At 56.8% G+C, this 23,216-nt stretch carries 23 protein-coding genes; 3 read left to right on the plus strand and 20 right to left on the minus strand.

Annotated elements, in window-relative coordinates:
- Window positions 1–142: 142 nt before the first annotated feature.
- The 4 genes from MNU25_RS17365 to MNU25_RS17380 form a co-directional block, all read right to left on the minus strand.
- Window positions 143–1,480: a vWA domain-containing protein gene (locus MNU25_RS17365; protein WP_240986216.1), complete on the minus strand. Its 1,338-nt coding sequence runs from the start codon at window positions 1,478–1,480 to the stop codon at window positions 143–145.
- Entirely contained in the window at window positions 1,477–2,424 is a 948-nt protein-coding gene (locus MNU25_RS17370) for an AAA family ATPase (RefSeq protein ID WP_372503552.1), read from the minus strand. The genes MNU25_RS17365 and MNU25_RS17370 overlap by 4 nt, the downstream gene beginning before the upstream one ends.
- A 260-nt stretch (window positions 2,425–2,684) precedes the next feature.
- Complete coding sequence (locus MNU25_RS17375; RefSeq protein ID WP_240986218.1) at window positions 2,685–3,446, minus strand: ATP-binding protein; 762 nt, start codon at window positions 3,444–3,446, stop codon at window positions 2,685–2,687.
- Window positions 3,447–3,582: 136 nt separating this feature from the next.
- Complete coding sequence (locus MNU25_RS17380; protein WP_240986219.1) at window positions 3,583–4,308, minus strand: cytochrome c biogenesis CcdA family protein; 726 nt, start codon at window positions 4,306–4,308, stop codon at window positions 3,583–3,585.
- 537 nt (window positions 4,309–4,845) lie between these two features.
- Between MNU25_RS17380 and MNU25_RS17385 the strand changes: the two genes are divergently transcribed.
- The gene (locus MNU25_RS17385) at window positions 4,846–5,301 is read left to right on the plus strand and encodes an alkaline phosphatase family protein (RefSeq protein ID WP_240986220.1); all 456 of its coding nucleotides are present in this window, start codon (window positions 4,846–4,848) and stop codon (window positions 5,299–5,301) included.
- A 230-nt stretch (window positions 5,302–5,531) separates the two neighbouring features.
- Here MNU25_RS17385 and MNU25_RS17390 read toward each other — a convergent pair whose 3' ends face one another.
- The 5 genes from MNU25_RS17390 to MNU25_RS17410 form a co-directional block, all read right to left on the minus strand.
- On the minus strand, window positions 5,532–5,906 hold the full coding sequence (locus MNU25_RS17390) for a DUF1634 domain-containing protein (RefSeq protein WP_240986221.1): 375 nt from the start codon (window positions 5,904–5,906) through the stop codon (window positions 5,532–5,534).
- Window positions 5,906–6,739 (minus strand): sulfite exporter TauE/SafE family protein, encoded by an 834-nt coding sequence (locus MNU25_RS17395; protein WP_240986222.1) that lies wholly within the window; start codon window positions 6,737–6,739, stop codon window positions 5,906–5,908. Before MNU25_RS17395 ends, MNU25_RS17390 begins: the two co-directional genes overlap by 1 nt.
- A gap of 324 nt (window positions 6,740–7,063) precedes the next feature.
- Complete coding sequence (locus MNU25_RS17400; RefSeq protein WP_240986223.1) at window positions 7,064–7,762, minus strand: hypothetical protein; 699 nt, start codon at window positions 7,760–7,762, stop codon at window positions 7,064–7,066.
- Window positions 7,763–7,915: 153 nt separating this feature from the next.
- The gene (locus MNU25_RS17405) at window positions 7,916–8,689 is read right to left on the minus strand and encodes a histidinol-phosphatase HisJ family protein (RefSeq protein ID WP_240986224.1); all 774 of its coding nucleotides are present in this window, start codon (window positions 8,687–8,689) and stop codon (window positions 7,916–7,918) included.
- A 290-nt stretch (window positions 8,690–8,979) separates the two neighbouring features.
- Window positions 8,980–9,471, minus strand: a complete 492-nt coding sequence (locus MNU25_RS17410; protein WP_240986225.1) for a GNAT family N-acetyltransferase — start codon at window positions 9,469–9,471, stop codon at window positions 8,980–8,982.
- Between the two features lie 261 nt (window positions 9,472–9,732).
- On the opposite strand from MNU25_RS17410, the gene MNU25_RS17415 reads away from it, so the two are divergent.
- Window positions 9,733–10,641, plus strand: coding sequence for a Na/Pi cotransporter family protein (locus MNU25_RS17415; RefSeq protein ID WP_240986226.1), 909 nt, complete (start codon window positions 9,733–9,735; stop codon window positions 10,639–10,641).
- 96 nt (window positions 10,642–10,737) lie between these two features.
- Here the strand turns inward: MNU25_RS17415 and mobB are convergent, their stop codons facing one another.
- The 4 genes from mobB to selD form a co-directional block, all read right to left on the minus strand.
- Window positions 10,738–11,268: a molybdopterin-guanine dinucleotide biosynthesis protein B gene (mobB, locus tag MNU25_RS17420; protein ID WP_240986902.1), complete on the minus strand. Its 531-nt coding sequence runs from the start codon at window positions 11,266–11,268 to the stop codon at window positions 10,738–10,740.
- 8 nt (window positions 11,269–11,276) lie between these two features.
- The gene (locus MNU25_RS17425) at window positions 11,277–12,491 is read right to left on the minus strand and encodes a molybdopterin molybdotransferase MoeA (protein ID WP_240986227.1); all 1,215 of its coding nucleotides are present in this window, start codon (window positions 12,489–12,491) and stop codon (window positions 11,277–11,279) included.
- 76 nt (window positions 12,492–12,567) lie between these two features.
- Window positions 12,568–14,631: a DUF342 domain-containing protein gene (locus MNU25_RS17430; RefSeq protein ID WP_240986228.1), complete on the minus strand. Its 2,064-nt coding sequence runs from the start codon at window positions 14,629–14,631 to the stop codon at window positions 12,568–12,570.
- A gap of 434 nt (window positions 14,632–15,065) precedes the next feature.
- Complete coding sequence (selD, locus tag MNU25_RS17435; RefSeq protein ID WP_372503553.1) at window positions 15,066–16,106, minus strand: selenide, water dikinase SelD; 1,041 nt, start codon at window positions 16,104–16,106, stop codon at window positions 15,066–15,068.
- A 284-nt stretch (window positions 16,107–16,390) separates the two neighbouring features.
- Between selD and MNU25_RS17440 the strand changes: the two genes are divergently transcribed.
- Window positions 16,391–17,341, plus strand: a complete 951-nt coding sequence (locus MNU25_RS17440) for a selenium metabolism-associated LysR family transcriptional regulator (protein WP_240986229.1) — start codon at window positions 16,391–16,393, stop codon at window positions 17,339–17,341.
- A gap of 20 nt (window positions 17,342–17,361) precedes the next feature.
- Here the strand turns inward: MNU25_RS17440 and selA are convergent, their stop codons facing one another.
- The 7 genes from selA to MNU25_RS17470 all read right to left on the minus strand — a co-directional run bounded on the left by selA (window position 17,362) and on the right by MNU25_RS17470 (window position 23,119).
- Window positions 17,362–18,858 (minus strand): L-seryl-tRNA(Sec) selenium transferase, encoded by a 1,497-nt coding sequence (gene selA / locus MNU25_RS17445; RefSeq protein WP_240986230.1) that lies wholly within the window; start codon window positions 18,856–18,858, stop codon window positions 17,362–17,364.
- Between the two features lie 411 nt (window positions 18,859–19,269).
- Window positions 19,270–19,875, minus strand: coding sequence for an adaptor protein MecA (locus tag MNU25_RS17450; protein WP_240986231.1), 606 nt, complete (start codon window positions 19,873–19,875; stop codon window positions 19,270–19,272).
- A gap of 151 nt (window positions 19,876–20,026) precedes the next feature.
- On the minus strand, window positions 20,027–20,515 hold the full coding sequence (locus MNU25_RS17455; protein WP_240986232.1) for a hypothetical protein: 489 nt from the start codon (window positions 20,513–20,515) through the stop codon (window positions 20,027–20,029).
- 159 nt (window positions 20,516–20,674) lie between these two features.
- Complete coding sequence (locus tag MNU25_RS20350; RefSeq protein ID WP_338077753.1) at window positions 20,675–20,866, minus strand: RCKP-type rubredoxin-like domain-containing protein; 192 nt, start codon at window positions 20,864–20,866, stop codon at window positions 20,675–20,677.
- 52 nt (window positions 20,867–20,918) lie between these two features.
- Complete coding sequence (locus MNU25_RS17460; RefSeq protein WP_240986233.1) at window positions 20,919–21,719, minus strand: DUF5714 domain-containing protein; 801 nt, start codon at window positions 21,717–21,719, stop codon at window positions 20,919–20,921.
- A 300-nt stretch (window positions 21,720–22,019) separates the two neighbouring features.
- Window positions 22,020–22,673: a lytic transglycosylase domain-containing protein gene (locus tag MNU25_RS17465; RefSeq protein ID WP_240986904.1), complete on the minus strand. Its 654-nt coding sequence runs from the start codon at window positions 22,671–22,673 to the stop codon at window positions 22,020–22,022.
- A complete protein-coding gene (locus MNU25_RS17470; protein ID WP_240986234.1) occupies window positions 22,673–23,119 on the minus strand; it encodes a chemotaxis protein CheW in 447 nt (148 codons plus the stop codon). Before MNU25_RS17470 ends, MNU25_RS17465 begins: the two co-directional genes overlap by 1 nt.
- Window positions 23,120–23,216: the final 97 nt, after the last annotated feature.

Here is a 23,216-nt window from a genome sequence, read left to right on the forward strand (position 1 = left end):
TCCACATGAGCGGCATTTTTCCAGCATCGTTTCTGCACCTCGATTTGTGTCCTTACGAACAATTGTTATCAAAAATAGTATGCTCAAAAGACTTCTTATTTAAACGACACAAGGCTGCCTAATTTAAACGCCACAAAGCGGCCTAACCCAACCGTTCACTCAGAATTCCGGTCAGGTGCCCCAGAGTATAGCATTCATACATCCGGCAGTGGCTCTGGAACTGCTCGATCGTCTTGATTTCCGGCCAGCGCCGCTCCGGCAGGGTGTTCAGCCATAAGATCTCCCTCACCCGGCGGCGGATGAGAGCCAGATATTGGGCGGCCCTTTCTCCCTCCAGGGTCTGGCTGTCACTTAAAATAATAAACACCGTGCGCCGGGTAAGGACCTGTGCCTGCGTATGCACCAGCTCTTCCAGAGCAACCGCCAGATTCGTTCCGCCCCCCCAATTCTCACCGGCTGCCGGCAGGGCCTCCCGAACCATCTCCTGAAAAGACTTCCCGCTGCGCACCTCATCCGTCAGGCGGGCCAAACGCTCGCCGAAAGCAAAGGTCTCGATACCGCTCACAACCGTGGACAGTCCGTAGATAAACTGCAGGACAAACTCCGTATATTTCACCATCGAACCCGACAGATCGCAAAGCAAGACGAACTTCGGCCGGCCCCTATGCCGGCTCCGGTAGCGCCTGGCCAGCAAAACCCCGCCATAGCGCATGTTCGCCCTCAGAGTGCGGCGCATATCGATCCCGCCCCGGCGCCGATCCGCCTGATAGCGGCGGGAAATTTGGCCGGCGAGGCGTTCGGTCAGGCGGCGAATCAGATCCGCCACCTTGGGCCAATCCTCGGGAGCGATCTTCTTCAAATCTTGGGATAAATATGCTAACTCCTGGCGCCTGATCGCCTCTTCCACTTCGGATAGGACTCCGTTGGCTTCACCCGGAGGAAGCAAAGGAAAATCCTCGCCCAAGCGGTGGCGCCAGTATTCGAGCGAGCCCCGCACAGTCCGCTCCAGGATCGGCTGAAAGGCATGGTCCACCGGGATTCCGCTCTTCATTCCCTCCGAAGATTTTGCCAAAAAACTCCTCAGGCGTTCTTTTTCCTCCTCAGGCAGCCGGGCGTAGACCGTCCGCTCTTCCTCGCTGAGCGCGAGTTCCCGGCCTTGGAAGCGCAGCTCTTCATGCGTCTGCCCGATGTCTTCCCGCCATTGGGCTGCTTTTTTTTCCGCCTCTTCCTGCCAGGCTTTCTTTTGGTCCGGAGGCGCAAAATAGGCGCGGAAGGCTTCCTCAAACCGGGGAATCTGGTTGGGCTCTTTGACCAAGGTCGCCGCCAGAACCGCCTCCACTCGGTTTCGGTCCTCCATACCCACCAAAGCCAGGCCTTGCGCGGCATCCAGTATCTCCGACGCGCTGATCCGGATCCCCACCCGACGCAGGAGCCCGGCGAATTCCACCAGGTGCCGGTCCGGCTCGCTCACGGTCTTCATATCCGTCCTGCCGCCTGCCCGGCCTCGCCGGCCGGCGCCTGGGCCCGGCGCGGCTCCGCCTTTTTCCCCGGAGCGGCGGACCTTGCTTCCCAAAGCAGCTTTTCCGCTCCCATCTCCCGGTAAAAAGCCTGAACATCCTCCTCACTCTTGAGAAGAAGGGTCAGGGTCGCGTCCACCCAGGCAGGATCCAGGTCTTCCCGGCCCATGAGCAGAAGGGCCCTCGCCCAGTCCAGCGTCTCCGCAATCGAAGGAATCTTGTGCAAAGCCACGGTTTCCCGCAAAATATGAATAGCCCGCGCCACCTGCACCGCCAGGCGCTCCGGCAATTCCGGCACTTTCGTCCTCAAGATCCGGACCTCTTTGCTGACCGACGGGGATTCTACATGCAAAAAAACACAACGCCGCTTTAACCCGTCCGATAGCTCCCTCTCACCGTTGGAAGTCAAAACCACCAGCGGGCGCTCCTTGGCCCGAACCGTCCCCATTTCCGGAATCGTAACCTGGAATTCTCCCAACAGTTCGAAAAGAAACGCTTCAAACTCCGCGTCCGTCTTGTCAATCTCGTCAATGAGAAGGACCGTGGGTTCCTCGCTCACCAGGGCCTGCAGGAGAGGCCGGGGCAAAAGGTAAGACTCGGAAAAAAGATCCTCCTCCTCCAGGCTCTCCCGCTGCAACTGGATTTTCAGCAGCTGCCTCTGATAATTCCACTCGTACAGAGCCCGGGTCTCATCCAAACCCTCATAACACTGCAGGCGCACCAGATGGGCTTTAAAGACCTGGCTCAATACTTTGGCGATTTCCGTCTTGCCCACTCCGGGAGGCCCCGTCACCAGAAGGGGCTTGCCCAACTGAACCGCCAGGAAAACCGTCACGGCAATGCGATCTTCCGGTTCCGTGATGTAGCCGGCCTCGGTCAAGCCTTGTTCAAATTCTTCCAGGGTCATTCTTGCCGCCAAGGCCACCGCTTCCTTTCATCCTGTTCTGAACACCCCCACGACGTCCCGGCACTCCGGGGTCAACAAGCAATTCCAGAACCCGTCTGTCTTAGTGCCATGATACCAGATACCGTGCTGTCCACCCTTGGTCCCCCCGCGGGTTCGCTCGTTTTCCGGTGAAAATGGCTTCCGTCTTCATGCTAACTCCTGAACCGATAGGTCATGAAGGTTGTGCCCTCTATCGGAGCCGCCTTATGCGGCTTGGGGGTCTAGTTAAGAATTCCCGCCCGGCGGACGATCTTTTCCACCGCCTGAACGGAAACAGCCTCATCCGGCAAGTCATAAAGGGCTTTCCCAGCCAGGTCCTGGGTCACAACCAGCGGGTCGAGCGGGATATCCCCGATTACTTTTAAACCGGTCACAGCGATCTCGTCCGCCAGAGAGTCCAAGCTGTCCGGAACGGTTTTGGTAACGACCAGATAAACCTCACCCACCTCAGCCTTGAGGCCGCGGATCAGGTCATTGACCCGGCCGGCAGAACGAATTCCCCGGGCTGAGGAATCGCTGATGACAAACATGATATCAATATGCGGGATCGTGCGCCTGCTGATGTGTTCCAAACCGGCTTCCGTGTCCACCGCCACAAAATCATAGTTCTCGCCTAAGTCTTCCAGGTATTTGCGCAAAAGATCGTTTGGGTAACAGTAGCAGCCCGGACCCTGGGGACCCCCCATGACCAGCAGATCGATGTCCTTTGATTCCACCAGGGATTGCTGCAGCTTATATTGGACAAAAACGTCTTTGGGCATACCCGTGGGAATGGACTTGGGATTCTTCGTCTCCTCCAAAAGATCGGAAATCGTCGCCGTCACCTCCAAACCCAACACCTCATTCAGGTTCGCGTTCGGATCGGCATCCACCGCCAGAATGGATATTCCTTTTTTCTCCCGGATCATCTGCCTGAGCATCAGGGCCGTAAAAGTGGTCTTGCCCACACCGCCCTTGCCGGCGACCGCCACATATTTTGCCATGATTAACTCCCCCTACCCTTTAAACATTTATAGCATTCTCCCCCGCGGAGAGTTTTATCTCCCCTTAAACGAGTTTACTTTATGATAACAGAAAACTCCCGCAAAAACTATGATCGCGCGCACACTCTTGCCTCTCTCAGAAAGGCAGTGGAATCACCGGCAAAAACGCGCTTACCCTGCCCAGCAGGTCGAAAAACACCAGGACTCCCAACACGACCAAAATCGCTCCCCCCAGCCGGGACACCCACTGCACGATGCGTCCGCTCTTGCGGATCCAGGAAGCCGCCCGCTCGGCCAGCAGGGCAAAAAGCAAGAAAGGAAGCGCCAAGCCGAGAGAATAAAGCAACAGGAGAAAAGCGGCCTCCCCAGTGCTCCCGCTCGAACCCGCCATAAACAGGATCCCGGAGAGCACCGGCCCAATACAGGGCGTCCAACCCGCGGCAAAAGAAAGCCCCAAAAGAAAAGCCTTCCCCCCGCCGGCCCTTAAGGCCTTCTCCTCGCCGGCCCCGGTTCCCGCCTGCATGTGAATTCTTTTCTCCATCATCAGCCAGGGAATCCTCACGATGCCGAGCATTTGCAGGCCGAAAATCACGATAATTAAGCCCCCCACCCGCATCAAGAGGGTCCGGTGGGCGCCCACCGCCCGGCCCAGGGCGCTGGCCGACGCCCCCAGCAAAACAAAAACCAAGGCAAAGCCGAGCACAAATAAGAGTGAGCGGGCAATCAGAACCCGCTTGGCCACCTTTCCCGCCAGCGAACTTCCCAGCAGGAAAGAAAAATAGGCCGGTACCACCGGAAGGACGCAGGGCGAGAAAAAAGAAACAAGTCCTCCCAGGAAGGCCAAACCCCAACTTACATTCATTTGCATCCACCCGCCCGGGTGATTTCAACGTTTCTCTCCAACCCTCCAACTCCTCTCATAAGTACCCGGGCCTCTTCGGCACCTGCGCCGTCGCCTCGGTGTCACCGTGGGGCTTGTCCCTCACGCAGGCCCGTGTCCGCTGTGTGCGCCGTCATTTTGCCCCGGTATCACCACTGTGCCGGTCCGTCCACTGATGCCGCCTCGATATTGCCAAGGGCTCGGTTCTTATTATACCCTGACCTGCGCCGTCTGACAAATACCACCCGGGGGTAATCCGTGCCCGCGCGTTTTTCCTTCAGACACGGCCGGTACCGAGGCTGACAGTGCTTGTTTCCTTTATGACACCGGTACCGCGACCACCTGGGTCTTTTCCGCAGGCGGGTCTCGGCAGGAACATGGCGGAAGTTACACCTAGGCCGAGCGTACATTCTGTCCCCCGGGAACATATTTTAACCAACTTTTTAAAGACCGGTTACCGAGCACTTACGCTTTTCGGAACGAACCTTTAAAGATACATGGTAAACTCTAACAAATACATTGAGGAGGGATACAGCCAGTGAAAGCTCGAACGAATCATTTGACCACTATTTCGGTACTTATCCGGTCGCCAAGAATCCAGCAGGTGAACCACCCTTCTATGCAGCCCCGGGCACGCCCACGATTAACGGACTGAGTGCCGCCTTACTTTCCCATAATCCCAACCAGGCCAATCCACAGCGTTTGGACCGCTCTCAGGCCCACACGGTCGACTTCGATCACGGCTACACCTCGGAACAAAAATCCTTTGACGGCGGTCTGATGGACAAGTTTGTCCAAAATGACGGACACGGCAATACCCAGGTCATGGATTATTACGACGGCAACACGGTTACCGCTTTTTGGAATTATGCCCAGCACTTTGCCATGAATGACAACTACTTCGGTTCAAACCTGGCCGTAAACTCCAGCCCCGGCATGGCAGAGCACAGTCCGCTTGGTCCGGAAGTTGAATAGGTACGACAGAAAATGCACCACGCACTGCGCGGGTGCATTTTCTCGCCTTATATACCAATGAGCCCACAGACGCCGACGTTTTCTCTGCCCTGCCGGAAAAGGAAAAGGCGGTTACCCGAAACAAGGATAACCGCCGGGTGTCCTTTATTTTCTTCAGCATCCACGGCTATACTGACCGGCCGGAAGCCTTGGCCGCGGCCCGGAACGATGTGGTGTTATGTGAATAGACCCTAAAGGGACTTGCCGATCAGGAAACTGGTAATTAGGACAGCCAGGACAAATAAGGTGATAAACGTATACAGGTGGTCTTTTTCCATCAGAAACAAAAGGACAGAAGCCGCCACCCGGAAGACCGGGGTGGCAATCAAAAGCACGAGTCCCAGAGTGATGATGGCAGCGGGCTTAAACAGGAGCAGCCCCGCCCATAGAAGAGGAAGGGAAGTGGGAAAGACATCGGCCGGATAGCCCGAAGCCCCTCGGACAAAAAGCAGGACCAAACCCAAGGCCATCACTATGGCCGAAAAATAAACGCCAAAACGCAGGCTGGAACTGATGAACAATTCCGCATCAAACAAATTGGCCTGACCGCCGGCTTTTTTGTCCATTACATCCACCAACCCTTCCAGAGCATCTGCAAAGCCACATACAGCAAAATGGGAATAAAAATGAGACGCAAGGTCTTGTTATTTAAGCGCTCCATCACTTTGGTTCCGGCCTGCGCCCCCAAGAGTACGCCCAGAGCCACAGGACCGGCCACCAGGGGATTGATGTCGCCGCGCGAAAAGTAAACCCCGGCGCTGGCCGCGGCGGTCACCCCGATCATAAAATTGCTGGTGGCGGTGGACACTTTCATCGGTAACTTCATGAAAACATCCATGCCCAGGACTTTGAAGACCCCGCTGCCGATGCCGAGCAAGCCGGAAATGACACCCGCTCCGTACATGACGGCATAACCGGGGTAAACCCCGGTGACTTTGTAGGCCACGGTTTCGTCCAGCGCTTTATCATAATACTCACTGCTCAATTTCAGACGGGTGGCTACCGGATGTTCCACGACATCCACGGGCAGCTCGGAATGCCTTTTCTGAAACATAGCGACGGCGGAATACATCATCAACACGGCAAAAACGATGTACAACACTTTGGGTTCAACGAGACCGGCGATAAAAGCCCCGCTGATCGCACCCAGGGTGGTCGCGGTCTCTAAAAACATCCCGATCCGGATATTCGTAATCTTGTCCCGGACATAAGCGATGGCCGCGCCGCTGGACGTGGCGATGACCGAGACGATACTGGCGCCGATGGCCTCATGAATACGGACTCCCAAGAGCAGCGTCAAGGCAGGAATGATAATGATTCCGCCTCCCAGACCCAACAACGAACCAACAAACCCCGCCAAAATAGAGAAAAGAAAAATGATGAGACTTGACCCAATCAAAAAATGACCCTCCTCCAATTAACCATTCGAACCCAGTGAACCCATAAAAACAAAACAAATGCCCCTGTACGGCATTTATCTTTCTATCTCTGAGCTTACCCCTCAAAAAGCCCACTTTCTGCCGTACATTTTGTCCAGGGTTCCCTCAAAAAAACGCACCACTCCTTTGAAACCCATTTTTGCCGCACTTCAGACCCGAAGCCGATCAAAGTCCCTTTGTACCCTCTCATCCTCTGTCTTATATCATACCACTTTTTACCCGATAATACTAGAATTTAGCCGGCTTGTGAAATCTTGAGCTTAGCTGTTCTCCGTCGCCATCCCCTAACGTTCGTCTTTGCGCCCGAAAACAAGTTCCGCCAGGATTTCATAGGACTTGAGCCTGCTGTAAGAGAGCAAGTCATCCCATTGCGACTTGCGGACATCCCAAGGACAAAAACTGGAAATGCGGCTGGCAAACCCCAAGGGCTGCCCGCCGAAATGCTTCTCCAGCCTGCGTTGGGCCAAGCTGACCGGGCCGGGGGAATGAGCCGTACAAGCGATCGGCTCCAAACACACGGCGGGCTTCCCCGCATAGGTTATCAACAGGCTGGTGCCTGAGAGGGGTTGAACGTCAACCAAACCGCGCTCCACCTCTCCTGTCAGCCCGACCGGGTCCGGATGAAACCGGGCACCCAAAGCACGCCAAAAATCCTCCTCTTGAGGTGAACAAACCGGAGCCACAAAACTTTGCGCTCCCATCTCCCTGGCAAAACGCAGCACGAACCGGATGATCCCTTGTTCCAAGGATCCGTCAAGGCGCAGCCCTTCCAGGAGGACGAGCCGCTCTGAAGCGCTGAGAACCACCTCGGCAGGGGACTCCGATCCCGCGATTTCCAAGACCTGATAACCGGGAAAGCGCAGGGTGTTGCGGATACTGCGGCCGCTTTCGGCCAGGAACGCACCCAGAGCACTGCTCCAGTCTTCCCAGGCCGCTTCTTCCCAATCCCGGACCGGTTCGAGTTTAATTTCAACGCGTGGCATGCAATCTTTCCTTTCCGGCAAATGTACACCTCGCCTGAGCCATCGGCAGCATCAGGGCTGACGTAAGTTTTAATTACCTTCCCAAGGGGAGAAAAAATTCTCCGGCGAAGCCGGAGAACGGATTCGGGATTCTTCAGTTATTCTGCCTCAGACTCAGACAGAATATGCCACAATAGGATAGGGAATCAGTCGCCTTTGTTCAAAACCCACAAGCGCCTCGGCCCCCAGGCGGCGGGCCATCCCGGCGGCCTCCGCCAAATCTCTTCCCACGGCGGCAGCCTCATGCGCGTCCGAACCGAGAGTGATGGGAACATGGCGCCTTATGATCTCTTTCAACAAACGCTCCTCCGGATAGAATTCCCCGACGGGTTTATTCCTGCCGTTGGTATTAATTTCAATCGCGCACCCGGTCTCCGCCGCCGCCGCTAAGGTTTCCTCCGCCAGCTCCAGGATGTCGCTCTTCGGACGCACTCCGTAGATCTTGATTAGGTCCAAATGCCCCAGAGTCGTAAAAAGCCCGCTGCGAGCCGCCTGGACGACTAAGCCGAAGTAGTCTCGATACAACCGGTCCGGCTCCGCTTCCCGGTGACGCTGCTCCTGCCCGGGGGCGTCAAAAGCCCAACCTCTGATTTCATGCACAGACCCAATCGCGTAATCAAAAGGAAAGGAGGCGAGAATTCCTCTTACTTTCTCTTCCTCCCCCGGGCGGTAATCCACTTCAAGCCCCACCCTCACTTTGAGCCCCGGAAACTCAGCCGCCACCTCGCTGAGCAACGGCAAGTTCAAATCTTCGTAGTACAAGTCATGGTCGGCGAAACCCACTTCCCGTAAACCTTTCGCCGCGGCCGTTCGCAAAAAAGCCCGGACGTTTTCCCGGTCAGCCGGCCTGTCCCGGTGTCCCGTTAAATGCACATGCAGATCCAACACGCGTCTTCCCCGCCTTCATGATCATCAGAATAATTCCCGAACTTCTCATCCCCGATGGCCCTTACCTCAGAATAATTCCCGAACTTGTCATCCCCGATGTATATGAATCCCCTTTACTGGGTACAATCTAATTAGTCTCACGTTTTCCAATTTTTATCCCCACTCCTCTCTTTTACTTAAGCTTGCGGCTTTCCGGCCGCAAGCATTTTTTTCGTACTCGGATCCTTAAGCCGCGTACTCAGGCCCCTAGGCCGCGCCTGCACAACTCGGAGAACAGTTTAAAAGACCGGCTAATCCGCTGACAATACCTTAACCATAAGTTTTCGCTCCTCAGCAAAGCCCAATTTCTCATAAAGAGAGAGCGCCTTGACATTGTGGCTGCTGACCGCCAGCCCCAGATACGGAATCCGAGCCGCCCGGCAGTGATCCTCCGCCGCCTTGAGGAGAGCGCTGCCCGCGCCGCGGCCCCTGAATTCCTTGGAGACCGCAAGATCCATCACCCATCCTTGACTGAGTCCCGTCAGTTCTTCCTTCGCCCCCGGAAACAGGATCAGATACCCGGCTTTAACCGGACCTCCTTGGTCATCTTCTGACTCCGCGATGAAGGCGACGGAATCGGACTGCTGAATCCAGGTCCACAAGCCTTTTAAGATGCCGATGCGGTAGTTCAAAGTCCGGCTCGCCGGCTGCCGGCGCCAAGGTGAAACACTGTCAAGAATCACGGTCTTTCCCAGGGCATAAATAAAAGGCCAATCATGAACATCTCCCACGCGGATACGCATACTATCACCCCTTGCATCAATGTATGCATTGGGAGCGACACTCGCCCCGCAAACGAACCTGCCGCGGGCATCGTTTTGCGGGTTGTTCGCGTTCTGCCGAGGGCATCGTTTTGCGGGTTGTTCGCGTTCTGCCGAGGACATCGCTTTGCGGGTTGTTCACGTTCTGCCGCGCGGCCGGGGAAGATATACTGTAAGGAACGCGGCTGAGCCTTTACCAAAAGAGGGGTACAAAGATCTCAGTGCAAGACGGGAGTGAGGAAAATGCCTCTCTTCGTTCTCGGGCTCTTCGCCCTTTTGGGCGGTATGCATACCTTGCGTCAGGGGCTGCAAGCCCTGGCCGCGAGCCGGCTGCGCCGGGCTTTGCTTTGGATGACCCAAACCCCTTGGCGCGGCTTTTGGAGCGGGACCTTGGCGACCGCACTTATACAGTCCAGCAACATCCTGACCGTAATGGCAGTCTCGTTGGTCGACGCCGGCCTTCTCCCTTTTGCCGGCGCCCTCTACCTCGTCCTTGGCAGCAACATCGGTACGACCGTCACCACCCAACTCCTGACCCTGCCCCTCAACCGTTTTGCCGTGTACGCCCTGCTTCTGGGCGCCCTGGGTTATCTTTTCCTGCCCAAACGCAAACGCTATCTGGGCCTGACTTTACTCGGACTCGGCTTGCTCTTCTTGGGACTGATGATCTTGGATGCCGGTCTCAGACCTTTAGCTGACCATGCCGGCGTGCAGAATCTCCTCCATAACCTGGGAAACAACCATCTCCGCGCCATCCTGGCCGGTGCGCTGCTTTCTGCGCTGCTCCAGTCCTCAAGCGCCACCACCGGGATCGTTATGCTCCTTACCCAGCAAGGCGCCATAACTCTGCCCACCGCCGTCGCTTTTGTCTTCGGTGCCAACATTGGCACGTGCGGCGCCGCCCTGGTGGCTTCTCTGGGCGCAAAACGGGCCGCTCAACGCGTCGCCTTATTTCACGTTCTTCTCAACGTGTTCGGCGTACTTTGCTTTCTGCCCTTTCTCGTCCCGCTCGCCAACCTGCTCACTCTTCTGGGCGGCAATCCGACCCGTCAGGTGGCCAACGCCCATACCCTTTTCAACGTAATTTCCTCGCTCTTGGCTTTCCCCCTGACCCCGTACGCGGGTAAGTTCTTGGAAAGGATCCTGCCCTGAGTCCCTCCCCGGGGACACCTTGTCCGCCCCGGCAAGGTCGGGGCGCCCCCGACGCGCTGACGGACCGGCCACGCCGGCCTGCGCTCCCTCGGGCGCCTAAGACGCTGACCCCCGCACTCCGAACTTCGCGGCAATCAGATCGCAAAGTCCGGCTGCGTCATCCAAACCATAACAGGGTACGCCGGTATCAAACGCGGTGTCGGTCGCGATCGCGATCAGTTCTTCCGGCGCGCAGAGCAGTTCCCGGTGCGCGGCCGCCCGGAAGACTTCGATCTTAGGTTTCTTGCCGTGTTTGTACCCTTCGGTAAAAATCAGGTCCACTCCCCGGATCAGGGCGATCACGGCATCCAGATCCTGCTCTTCCCGAACAGCCTCCAGGATGGCAATTTTCTTCGGTGAAGAGATGACCACCGTGTCTGCCCCGGCTTGGGCAAAGCGCCAAGTATCCTTACCCGGCCTGTCCATTTCAAACCCGTGCACATCGTGCTTAACGGCGGCGACCCGCCAATTTCTGCGTTTGGCCTCGCTCACCAGCTTTTCCAGCAGAGTCGTCTTACCCGCGTTCGACTTGCCGACGACAGAAACGACTGGAATTCCGGCCGGACCGTCACCCGTCTGTTCCAACATAGCCACGCTCAATCCTCCCATTCTCCCATCCAATAAGCCTCCAGGATCTCCCCTTCTTCCACCGGACCGTGTCCGCCCGGAATGTCAACCAGGAGCTGCCGCCCCACCATGGATTTCAAAATACCCGATCCCTGCGCTCCTTCCGGGTCGGCCCACACGGTACTTTCCCTCATCACCGCTTTCGCCCGCAAAAAGCGGCGCTGCCGCCCTCCTTTGGCGAATCCCCCCGCCATCCTCACCGCGAATTTCCGTCCCAATGGGTCTGCCAGACCCGCGCACAGCCGCAAGGCCGGGCGCACCAGCAATTCAAAAGTGACCAGCGCGGCCGCGGGGTTGCCGGAAAGGGAGAAATACAGGCGCCCGTCTTTCTCTCCCACACAGGCCGGAGTGCCGGGCTTCAACCGCACTTTCCAGAAGAGAATCTCGCAGCCGTAGGCCTCCAAGGAGCGGGGCAGCAAATCATAGTCTCCTACGGATGCCCCCCCGGTTGTGACGACCATGTCCACGTCTTCCAGGTCCCGTAAGGCCTGCAGGGTTTCTGCCTGCCTATCGGGTACCAACGGCTTTTGGACGACCTCACACCCGGCTGCGAGCAGAAGTCCCAGCAGCGTGAAACTATTGCTGTTATAGATCTTGCCCGGGGCCAGCGGCTCGCCGGCCTCCGTCAGTTCGCTGCCGCTGGAGAAAACCCCGACGCGCGGTTTGCGCCGGACCGGCACCCGGTCCAAGCCAAACGCCGCCAAGAGTCCCACCGCCGCCGGGCTCAGTCTCGTTCCTTGCCCGAGCAGGAAATCCCCTCTTTTCAGCTCGTCCCCCTCGGGGACAACGTTGGCGCCCGGCAGAACCGGGCGCTTGACGACGACATCTCCCCCTTCCGACACGGTGTCCTCCATTCGGACCACGCAGTTGGCCCCCGGGGGCAAGGGAGCCCCTGTAAAAATCTTCGCCGCCTCGCCCGCCAAGATCGTCCGCTCCGGCCACGACCCGGCCGGAATTTCGCTCACAACTTTCAGACGCAAAGGGCCCGCGCTCAGCGCCTCGGCCCGGTAGGCATACCCGTCCAGTGGAGAGCGATCGAAAGGGGGATGAGCAAGAGGAGAATAGAGATCCCGGGCTAAGACCCTGCCGTAAGCCGCGGTCAAGGCCACCTCTTCGCTCGCCGCCCGGTGCACCCGGGAAAGAATAAGTTCCCTTGCCTCTTCCAGTTCTAAGTTCGTCCGCATAAATTCCATCCCCACTTCATAAACACTGACACTGCCTAAATATCCCGGAAACACTGCCCAATCACGGGAACGCTCTTCAAGACGGCGGAGTGGATGATCCGGGCTCAATCCCGCCCCTGATTCCCGGCCAGGCGCCGGCACGCAGTTTTTCCACTTGCACCCGTCCCTCCGCCCGAAATATCTCCAGATTCCGGCACGCTTCTTCAATCCGAATTATTTCCTTATTCACGCTTACCAATACATTCGGATGACAGTAATCCACCTTGAGCCTTTTCGTCCCGCTGATTTGCACTAAGGTGCTAGAAACCTCCGACCCTCCCAGTTCCCGGATAAAGACATTTCCGCCGGCCAAAACGCTGCCGCCTCGGCAGACTCCTTGGATTTCGACGTCTCCGTCCGCCTGAAGCTGAACATTATAGGTGCCCTTGCTGCAGAAGAAATCCCCGCCGCAGGCCACGGTCGTGCCCTGGATGTATTCGACCCGGCAGTTCAAGTGTTCCGGAACCTCCGGGGAGATGTTCGCGACCATGCGGGCCAGGACCTCCTCGACTTTCACCAGGGCCGGAACAGACTGAGGATCCAAAGGACCCAGGCCTGTCAAAAACCGCTTGCCGGTGTGAATAGCGTCGATGAATTCTTTGGTCACGAGTTCGTCTTTGTGTCCCCGCAGATAGCTTTCCGTTTCCGCCATCTTTTTCGGGAATTTGGCGAAATTCCGCTCCAGGATCAGTTTCAGGCTTTGTCCCGATCTTAGCCGGGCGGCCCCGGCAGCTGCGACCAGTTCGGCCGTTTGACGCAGGCACTCCCTCAGATCACCCTGCAGTTCTTGCAGCCGGCGCAGCAAGCCGGAGTGAAAGACATATTTTTCGCCCACGGTAATCCGACCGCCGTAAACAGGCCGCTTGACGCTCAGCCCTTTTTCGGCCCGTATCTCCGCGTGTGACACCCCGCCGTTGATTTCCACTCTGCCTTTGGCTGCGACCCGCAGTCCGTCCTGCACATTGCCGTTGATCACCACGTCCCCGGGAAACTCAATACTGCCGCTTTCCAAGTCGACATCTTGATTCAGAACATAGACATTGTCCACCCCATAAGTATAATTGTCAAACTTAACCGGTCGTCCCGGACAGGTCGCCAAGACTTCCAAGCCATCCTCAGACAAGCGGACGTTCTGTTTCAGGCGGAATTGGAAATCTTTCCACGCTTCCACCGGAATGGCCCGCCCCAAGATATTTGTCCCCGGCACCCCCGGCACTCCGGGAATCTTGCGGGCTAAGACCGCCCCCTCGGGTACCAGTTCGATCTTCGAGGCAAAGAAATCAATCCGATCCCGTTGCTCCGCCATGACCTGACTTTTTTGGTCCGGCAGCTCCAGCAAGCGCGGCGGCCGGCCGGGAACCGGCGCCTGTGCCTTAGCCACGACCACCTCTTCCCCATCGGCGACCGCCAGCATTTCACTCCAGGCTTGTTCACGGATGCCGTAAACGATTTTTAGTTCCCGGAGATCTTCTGCCAAACGCTCTTGATCCCAGTACTCACCCGCAGGGGGGCCTTCCTCCCAAAACACATGCGCCTCAATACTTAACATCTCCCCGTAAGGAATCGACTCCGGCAGGGCGAACCTTCCGGGCCTGCGTTTGACAACTTTGGCGGCAGCCTCCAACCCCTGAAAGCGAACACTGATCTGCCAAGTGAACCGCCCAGCTTCAACCGTAGGATAAAACTCCAAATCGCTGCCGGCCTCGACGGTGAAAGGGGTCTCCTCCTCCTCTCCCCTGTAGAGTAACCTACCTCCGCAAACGAACGGAATAAACCTCTCCACCCTTTCCGGGCAGTGAATGCGAAAGAATCCCTTCTCCCGGACCGCCGCGGCGACGTGCCTTGGGAGAAAACCCTGCTCCGCCCCGCCGGGACTGCCCGCTGAGCCAGGCGGGAGATCGCTTGCGGCTTCATCCGCGGCTTCATCCGTGGCTTTATCTGCGGCTTCATCCCAAATCACCCTGACCTGCCAGCGGCGAGACAAAAGCCCCGGCTTTTGCAGCGTTTCCAGCCGGAGCGCAGAGGGAGCCAGGCCCAATTTGTCCGCCCAAACTTCCCGAATTTCCTGCAAAGAGCGCCCGTGTACAATCTCTTCCGGCATATGTTAACCCCCGTTTCCCTGATATCCTCTTAACACTTCTTTTCCATATCTTCTATCTTTGTAAGCTGGGCCGGATCGACGCCATCCATCCGGGCCGAGAGCTGTCCTCTTATATTTAATATCGAATATCTTTGATCTTTCGTATAGCCCCGCGCTCCTTTCCGTCCCCTTTCCTTAATAATATATCCTTATAATACATGTTTTTTTCCGCATTTACCAGAATACCCCCAACCTATCCGGGAAAACGTCAAATTCCTATGGCTGGTTAACGGACTTTCACCCTCTGGTTAATCCTCATGCGCGGCGCACACTTAAAGAGAGTCAACCGTCCAAAGGCGATTGACTCTTAACATGATCCGCTGCTCTTTACTGCCCTGCCAACGGGTCGAGCTGCCGCTCAAGACCCTTGCTCACCGCTGCCCATATCATTAGACTTACTCCGGCCTGACCTTGATCCGTCCTGCCTCTCCGCGAATCACCCGGCCTACCACGGCCGCGGCCGGTGTCTGTCTTTGCCGCAGCTGCCGCATGAGCACCGGCAAATCCTCTTCACCCACGCTCAAAAGCAAGCCCCCGGAAGTAATCGCGTCGGACAAAACCCAGCGCCGGCTCTCTTCCACTTCGGCTTCGTAGGCAGCCTTATCTTCCAAATACCGCCGGTTCGACTTCGTTCCGCCCGGCAGGGCTCCCTGTTCCAAACAGCCCCAAACTGCCGGCAAAACCGGAACCGACCCCGCATAGACTTCCGCCGCGGTGCCGCTGGCTTTCATCATCTCATGCAGGTGCCCGAGCAGTCCGAAGCCGGTAATATCCGTGCAGGCGTGTACCCCGGTCTCTGTGGCCGCCTCCGCCGCATCCTTGTTCAGGGTCGCCATAACCCTTGTCACTTCTGCCACATCTTCGGGGGCGACAATTCCCCGCTTGATGCCGGTGGTAATGATCCCCACACCCAACGGCTTGGTCAAGACGAGATAGTCTCCGACCCGGGCCCGGGCATTGGAAAGAATCTTGTCGGGGTGAACCAACCCCGTGACCGCCAAACCGTACTTGGGTTCATTGTCGTCAATCGAGTGGCCGCCGATAAGTTGCGCTCCCGCTTCCCGGATCTTCTCGCTGCCCCCTTGCAGAATCTGAGCCAACACCGACATGTCCAGTTTACTCACCGGAAAGGAGACCAGATTGAGCACGGTCAAAGGCTTCGCTCCCATGGCGTAAATATCGCTCAAGGCATTGGCAGCCGCCACCTGTCCAAAGGCATAAGGGTCATCCACAACCGGCGTAAAAAAATCCACGGTTTGTACAATGGCCTGATCCCGGTTTAAGCGGTAAACTCCCGCGTCATCCGAAGTATCCAACCCCACCAGCAAATTGGCATCTTCCTGATTGGCCGGCAAATAACGCAAAACTTGCGCCAGGTCCGCTGGACCGATCTTGCAGCCTCAGCCGGACTTGCTGGAATATTGGGTCAGGCGGATTTTCTCCTTGGAATCACGACTCAAATTATTTATCAACACCCAGACTCACCCCTTCCACAGTCCCCGAGCGGACGAGCGTTTCCCGGCTCCGCTTAGTCGGAAACCATAGTCTTCCGCTCAAATATGTTATCACTAATTGATAAAAAAGTCCATTCATAAATCGTTATGCGGCACTGATACCTGTACCCCCCACTGGTTGATCCGGGTCCATTGCTTTGTTATAATGTGAGGGATAACCCTTCGTAAGTGAAGGCAGAGGGGCCTTTAAAAAGGAGTACCATCCGATGAACTTTCACCAGCTGCACATTTTTAATGTGGTCGCCAAGCACAGGAGTTATTCTAAAGCCGCGGCCGAATTATATCTCAGCCAGCCCACGGTTTCCGTTCACCTGCAAAAACTTGAACAGGACCTGGGAATGGAGCTTTTCGAGCAGTTGGGGCGGAATATCTACCTCACAGACGCCGGGCGGATGCTGTTCGGTTATACCCAAAGAATCTTCGCTTTGGCGGAGGAAGCGGAAAGGGCCCTGGAGGAACTCCAAGGCCTGCACAAAGGACGAATTCGTTTGGGAGCCGGCACGACCGCCGGAATCTATTATTTGCCTGACCTCCTGGGCCAGTTTAAAGAAGACTATCCCGGCATCGAACTGATCCTGGACGTGGCTAACTCTTCCGAGATCGAAAAGAAGGTCCTGGCCAACCAATTGGACATCGGAGTCATAGGCTGCCTTTCCACGGAACCCGACCTCGTCTCGGCGCCTTTCCGCCGGGACCGCCTGCTCATGATTCTGAGTCCTCAGCATCCCCTATTGGAAAAAGCCGAGATAAGCCTTGAAGACATCGCCTGCCAGCGCTTCATTCTGCGCGAGCCCGGCTCAAGTACACGCCGGGCTATTGAAGACGCTTTCTCGCGCCGCGGCATCCATCTGCAGATCGCCATGGAATACGCCAGCACGGACGGAATCAAATACGCGGTGGCCGCTAATTTGGGCGTCAGCATCGTTTCGGAGTTAGCCGTCCGGCTCTGTGAACAGACCGGCCTCGTCGCCGTGCGGGAAATACCGGAGCTGGAAATCACCCGGCCCTTTTCTCTCATTTATCACAAAGACAAACACCTGTCTCCTCTGAGCCAGACCTTTATCAAAGCCATCAAGGACTATGCCTCTCAAGAGGTGACAGAGCCCGGTCCCGAACCGTCACAACCGTCGTCACAACAGACCGTAACCGGTGACTGAGGCCACGCTTAGCCTTTACTTCAGAACCAGTTTTCAAGATGCCGAATGATCTCCTCCTCTTCCCCGGCCAGAAGCGTGCGGCCGTCCAGCAATACCCGGTCCTTTTGGATCCTGGCCAGGATGGGCAGCGGGCCGCGCCGGAGAAATTCTTCCAAATCATTGACAGAGCCGCGACGCGGGCGTAACGCACATACCCAAGTGGGCAAATCCACCGTCGGCCAAGCGCCGCCCCCAACCTGAGAAAAATCCTCCCGTACTTCAGCTTGAAGTTGCGGATGGTCCCGCAAGGCGGAGCACAGCCGCTCCGCTTTTGCGCGCAAAAGAGCCGGGGGCATTGCCAGCATGTGCCAGACGGGAAGGTCGGGGCCGCGTCCCTCCGCGTACAGACGCAGCGTTCCCTCCAGGCCGGCCAGGGTGAGCTTGTCTATCCTCAAAGCCCGGGTCAACTGGTTCGAACGCAGGCGCTCCACGTATTCTTTCTTCCCGACAATGATGCCGGCCTGAGGACCCCCGAGCAGCTTGTCCCCGCTGAAAGACACCAGGGACAGCCCGGCCTCGACACTCTGTCCGATCGTCGGCTCCGGCGGCAAGCCCCACTGGGACCCGTCCAGGAAACTCCCGCTGCCCAGATCTTCCACAACCGGCAGCCCCAGACGCGCCCCCAGCTCAACCAATTCCCGGGCGCTGACGGAATGCGTAAAGCCTTCGATCCGGTAATTGCTCGTGTGCACCTTGAGCAGGAGGGCCGTTTGACTGCCGATTGCCCCTTCGTAGTCTCTCAGCCAGGTCTTGTTGGTGGCGCCCACTTCCACCAGACGGGCCCCGCCCGCCTTTAAAACCTCGGGAATCCGGAAAGAACCGCCGACTTCCACCAGTTCCCCCCGTGAGACTACAACCTCTCCCCCCGCCGCCAAGGTGTTCATGATCAACAAGACGGCGGCCGCGTTGTTATTGACGACCATGGCCGCTTCTGCCCCGGTCAAGGCGCAGAGAAGTTTCTCCACGTGGACGTAGCGGGAACCCCGTTCTCCGCTTTCCAGGTTGAGTTCCAAATTACTGTAATGCCCGGCCTGAGCGGCCACGAACTCCGCAACTTCCGGAGCAAGCAGCGCACGCCCGCAATTCGTATGTAAAATAACCCCGGTGGCGTTGATCACGTGACGCAGGCTGGGGGCGGACCTGCCCCTAAGGCTTCGCAGCACTTCCTCCCTCAGCCAACCCCAAAGCCCGGCCTCTGCCTCCTCCGCGCCGCCCGCTGAAACCTCGGTTTCCCGGTCGGTTCCGGCAAAAGAGGCTTGTGGCAGCCGGACCGCCGCGCTTTCCTCGTCCCAGGGCCAGGCGCCCTCCTCCCCCAACAGATGCTCTCTCAATTCTTGTAAAGCCTGTCGAATTGCCAGGGTTAGACGCTGACCGTCATTCGTCATGAAGGGACGAAATTCCTCCCTATGTTCAAAAGCAGCGACGACCTCATGCACGGGCGGAATGATTCTCAACCGCCTGTTTTTTTGATTCGCCATGATCTGCACCCCTTGCCTTTTATCTATCTTCATCGACCAATTATTCTCTTGCCTGGCTGCACCCTTTTTAGGATTTCGACAGGGGACAAGATTTATAATCTAACCACAACGTAAATACAGGAGGTAATGGCATGGCATCTCCCCCCCAGGAAACAAGTTACCGTCAACCCGAACAGGTCCTTATCCCGTTCGATCCGGCCCTGCGCCGGAAAAGGCATCTTCCGTCCTGCATCTTCTGCGGACAAACCCAAGGCACGGAGACCTTTAAGGGAAAACCCATCTGTCTTACTTGTCTCCACCGAATTCTGAACTTATTTCCGTGCTGACAAATTCCGTATTGACAAAAGGGAAGCCAATGGCTTCCCTTTTGTGCTTGGCCTCAAGATTCCTTTGCTGCTAGGCCTTAAAATTCTAAGACTTAGCCGGCTTCGGCTTCCAAACTCCAAACGACGCTTTGAGGGTTTGGACGGCTTTCTCCGCAACAATCGTCTGTCCGTGTTCAATGAGGAAAGCCTTGGTCATCCCTGTGAGTTCCCCGAACTCATCCAGCACCGCCTCGGCCAATTGGCGCTTCTTGCCGGAACCCAGGCGGCTGAGCACCAAGTAGTATTCTTCTTCGAACTCAAAAAGGCCGGAACGCAGTTGCGCAAACTGGGGCAGGCGGCCTGCGGCGGATATGGCATCCTCTAAATCTTCAAATACATAAACCCACTCGGAGAGACGGCCTTTACTCGGCTTACGTTTTTCCTTTTCTTGGACCGGCGCCTCCGGCTGATCTTCTTGCTTCATGACCGTAATGACAAACTCATCATTGGAAGCAACCGTGGCCTGAATCCAGAAAGGTTGGTCGAGGTTGAACTCCACTTCTTCCCGGGCCTGAGAAATAAGCTCCCAAAGGAGTTGCTCAGTCTTCGGAGAGCGCTGGAACAAATCTGCCATCGTAATATCCCGATCAGCCAGTTCAGTGAAGGAGATGAAGATGCGAATCGTACGTTCGTTGACTTTCTGAATACGCATTAGCCCCCACCTCTCCTTTCCTCATCGAGTTCCCACCCTATTGTATTCCCATTATATCATATAACTTGATAACTTTCTCCGAAAACAGGGAAAGAAAGTTGGCTTATGGGCACCGATTCATAGTCTTTCCCATTCAGTCCGCCGGCAATCATCACGGGGATTTGTAAACTAAATCTCTGCCGGCAGCCAGGATCCGCAAAGAAACCGTCTCTTTCGCCACGGGCAGGTAGACCACGCTAACCCGTTCTCCCACGCTCAGGAGACGGTATGTGGTCTGGTCCAGGAAGAGTTCCCGGACGGCTCCGGCACCTTTTCCGTCCGCCTTCCTTCCCGCTGCCCCGATTTGAAAGGAATAGCGCCCTCCCACCGCTTCTTTGCTCAGAACCGTTCCCTGGCACGAGGCCGGCTGTCTGAACCAGTCTGCGTCGTTCATGACAAACATGGCCGTGCATCCCGCCACAACGCCGATCCAGACCATACTTTTGCCGAGGAGAACGAGAAATCCCCAAGCGTCCCGTTCCCGGCGCCACGTGCGCCTGGCCTTGCCGGCCAAACGGCAGAGCACAAACAGCCAAACCAGGATTACGGCAATCACGGCCGGCCAAGTGCTGAGCCAAAGGTAACGATAATATTCGGCCATCTTGCACCAGCTCAATCCAAATACACGACACGCGCCACCTGATACACAAAAACGGGGTCCACTGCCTCATTCCGTGAATCCCCGCGTGCAGTCCCTCTCAGGCCCGCAACGCTGCGCGGGCTTGAGGCCTAACCCCATTTTAAGATTGCTCAGTCTTTCTCAGCTCTCGGCCTTCACGATTTTCTCTTTATCCGCCCCGCAATTCTTACAGGTCTTGGGGCGGCAACGACCTTCACTCGTAGCCCCGCACTCCGAACATTTCCAAGTTGCCATGACTTTTTCCCTCCCTTGAGCAGCCCGACAGATATCCGGGTTCATCTTCTCCTGAACAGCACTGCGGCCGCCGACCATCCGGACATAACGGCAACTATACCTTAATTGAAGCAAACGATTTTGTCAATAGTTATTTAGAATTAGTATTAATAGTTTGGGGGAGAGGGGGGAGCAAACCGCCTTTAACGGACTTGGGGTAATAGCCACACTCCTCCTTCAGGCACTGGCGGTTACGCGGGAAATCCCGGCAGACCGGTTTCTCATGCGCCTCGGGCGGAAACTCAGCCACTCCGTCCCTTTCCAGAATCTCCACGGCAGCCAGAATAGCCGCATACGTGCTTCGTTTACAACAGCGGGGCCCGCCGAAGGCCCCGACGTGTTGCAGGATTTCCCCGGTGTCACGGTTGGTTTCGGCCCAGCCTTCCTTTTTCAAAGCGGTGAGTCCGCGCAAAACACTGAGGCCGATCCCGGCCCCTATTGCCGCCCCGCAAGTCCCCCAACTCCCGCAGATACCACCCGGAAGTTGACCGGAGCGCAAAAGAACCTCTTCCAGCCGGGCCTCCGGAACCTCTACCCCCAAGTTTCTCAAACTCGCCAAGAGCACCAGGGGCACCAGCGCGTGATGTTCCGGCCCATGCATGTGCACACTCGGAAGCGCCATCATCTCCCGGGCCAGATCAATCGGGTTTCGCTTATCGCTGTGCCCGGCCAGAACCTCCATCATTCCCACCGCATCCGCCCGGTGGCAGGCATCACACACGAAATGCCCTCCCGGGCAGGAAATGGAACTCTCTTGAACTCGCCCGCAGATACTGCAAGTCCGCTTGACGCTCGTCTCGGCATAGATAAGTTCCCGGCCGCAGAGCACGCAGCCCGCTTTGTGCTCCCCGGCGACTTCTTCTTGCCTCCGCACCCTCTGCAATTCGATCAAAATTTTTCACCTCAGGTTTTCGCTCTGCTTTCCCGGGGAATAGTCTGCCTATACCCCTCATGGGTATCTTCATTATACCACGCCCGCCGTTCTCCGCAAGCACCACTTAGCTTATTCTGTAATTTTTTCCCCGATGGCGTTCGTTTCCGCATCCTCAAATTGGCCAATCGCTTTCACCAATAATTGCATTTGCAACTTTGGTTGTCCTGATACTCAGACACAAGCAAAAAAGCAGCTCCCCGACAGACGTGAGCTGCTTTACTTGGTCATCCCTATGTGCTCATTGACGGCGTCTCCTTTTCAAGCCAGCCGATCAAACCCGCCCAAACCCGCCAGGATCTTCCTCACATAGCTTTGGGTTTCGGCGTAAGGCGGAATACCCCCGTACTTCTCCACGGCACCGGGGCCGGCATTGTAAGCGGCCAGAGCCAGAGGCACATTTCCTTGGTAACGCGCCAGCAGATCGTGGAGAAAATGCGTACCCGCGTCAATATTCTCGGCCGGGTTCAGAGCGTCCGTGACTCCGTAAGCCCGCGCCGTAGCCGGCATCAGTTGCATTAAACCTTCCGCGCCCGCGGGTGAAACGGCCCGGGAGTCATAGCCGGATTCGGCTTTTACGACTTGCCGGATCAGTGCGGGATCGATTCCGTATTTTCCCGCCGCTGACGCAATCAAGGGAGCGACATCCTTCCCGGTGCTGTCGGAACAGCCTGCGCCGCTCACACCCGGGTTCTCCACCCGGTCCGCACTTTCTTCCAACCCTTGGCAAGCATTCGTGTCTTGCGCTCCCCCCGCCCCGGCCGACCCGTCAAGCCGGAGCGCCTGTTGTAAAGTCTCTTGCAGCAGAAGCTCAAAGCCGTCTTTCTGTTCCGGCTCTTGGCTGTCCGCCCCGCTCCCGGTCCAGGGCGATGCCGCTTGCTGCAGACAGATGAGAAGCAAATCCGCTATGTTCATCATGATAACAACTCCCGCAATTCATCCGGAGCCAGGATTTTTTCCGGATCCAGTTGCATAATGATACGGTCAGGCAAATTCGCTAAGCCGCTGATAAAAGGGATGGACACCAGGGAAGGAGGAGGAGATATGTCCTCCAGCACTGTTACTTCCACTACCTCATCCACGGCCAAACCGACCCGATCGCCCGCTATTTCCGCCACCAAAACCAAGGCGTTGCCGACCTCTCTGCCGGGATCGTCCGATTCAGGCGCGGGCAGGCCGAAACGAACACGCAAGTCGACGACCGGCAGCGCCAATCCTCTCAGATTGATCAGGCCTCGGACAAACGGGGGGGCATCCGGAACCGGCCTCACCTCTCCCAAGCGCGCAATTTCATGTACCGCCTCAATCGGCAGGCCATACTCTTCCTGCCCCACGGCAAAAACGACAGTCTGCACTCCCATACCCTAATCCCCCCTCTAGCTGAGATTTTCAACGCCTTTTATTAATTTCAACGCCTTTTAGGATACAATCAGAAGCCGCGCCCGTGCAAATCGGGTT

This window comes from Acididesulfobacillus acetoxydans (assembly GCF_902729405.1).
Classification (GTDB): Bacteria; Bacillota; Desulfitobacteriia; order Desulfitobacteriales; family Desulfitobacteriaceae; genus Acididesulfobacillus; species Acididesulfobacillus acetoxydans.

Excerpts from the sequence above, each read along its gene's own strand:
- MNU25_RS17365 (WP_240986216.1), bottom strand. The coding sequence starts at position 1,480 with ATGAAGACCGTGAGCGAGCCGGACCGGCACCTGGTGGAATTCGCCGGG.
- MNU25_RS17370 (WP_372503552.1), bottom strand. The coding sequence starts at position 2,424 with ATGACCCTGGAAGAATTTGAACAAGGCTTGACCGAGGCCGGCTACATC.
- MNU25_RS17375 (WP_240986218.1), bottom strand. The coding sequence starts at position 3,446 with ATGGCAAAATATGTGGCGGTCGCCGGCAAGGGCGGTGTGGGCAAGACC.
- MNU25_RS17380 (WP_240986219.1), bottom strand. The coding sequence starts at position 4,308 with ATGAATGTAAGTTGGGGTTTGGCCTTCCTGGGAGGACTTGTTTCTTTT.
- MNU25_RS17390 (WP_240986221.1), bottom strand. The coding sequence starts at position 5,906 with ATGGACAAAAAAGCCGGCGGTCAGGCCAATTTGTTTGATGCGGAATTG.
- MNU25_RS17400 (WP_240986223.1), bottom strand. The coding sequence starts at position 7,762 with ATGCCACGCGTTGAAATTAAACTCGAACCGGTCCGGGATTGGGAAGAA.
- MNU25_RS17410 (WP_240986225.1), bottom strand. The coding sequence starts at position 9,471 with ATGCGTATCCGCGTGGGAGATGTTCATGATTGGCCTTTTATTTATGCC.
- MNU25_RS17415 (WP_240986226.1), top strand. The coding sequence starts at position 9,733 with ATGCCTCTCTTCGTTCTCGGGCTCTTCGCCCTTTTGGGCGGTATGCAT.
- mobB (WP_240986902.1), bottom strand. The coding sequence starts at position 11,268 with ATGTTGGAACAGACGGGTGACGGTCCGGCCGGAATTCCAGTCGTTTCT.
- MNU25_RS17425 (WP_240986227.1), bottom strand. The coding sequence starts at position 12,491 with ATGCGGACGAACTTAGAACTGGAAGAGGCAAGGGAACTTATTCTTTCC.
- MNU25_RS17430 (WP_240986228.1), bottom strand. The coding sequence starts at position 14,631 with ATGCCGGAAGAGATTGTACACGGGCGCTCTTTGCAGGAAATTCGGGAA.
- MNU25_RS17440 (WP_240986229.1), top strand. The coding sequence starts at position 16,391 with ATGAACTTTCACCAGCTGCACATTTTTAATGTGGTCGCCAAGCACAGG.
- selA (WP_240986230.1), bottom strand. The coding sequence starts at position 18,858 with ATGGCGAATCAAAAAAACAGGCGGTTGAGAATCATTCCGCCCGTGCAT.
- MNU25_RS17450 (WP_240986231.1), bottom strand. The coding sequence starts at position 19,875 with ATGCGTATTCAGAAAGTCAACGAACGTACGATTCGCATCTTCATCTCC.
- MNU25_RS17455 (WP_240986232.1), bottom strand. The coding sequence starts at position 20,515 with ATGGCCGAATATTATCGTTACCTTTGGCTCAGCACTTGGCCGGCCGTG.
- MNU25_RS20350 (WP_338077753.1), bottom strand. The coding sequence starts at position 20,866 with ATGGTCGGCGGCCGCAGTGCTGTTCAGGAGAAGATGAACCCGGATATC.
- MNU25_RS17465 (WP_240986904.1), bottom strand. The coding sequence starts at position 22,673 with ATGAACATAGCGGATTTGCTTCTCATCTGTCTGCAGCAAGCGGCATCG.
- MNU25_RS17470 (WP_240986234.1), bottom strand. The coding sequence starts at position 23,119 with ATGGGAGTGCAGACTGTCGTTTTTGCCGTGGGGCAGGAAGAGTATGGC.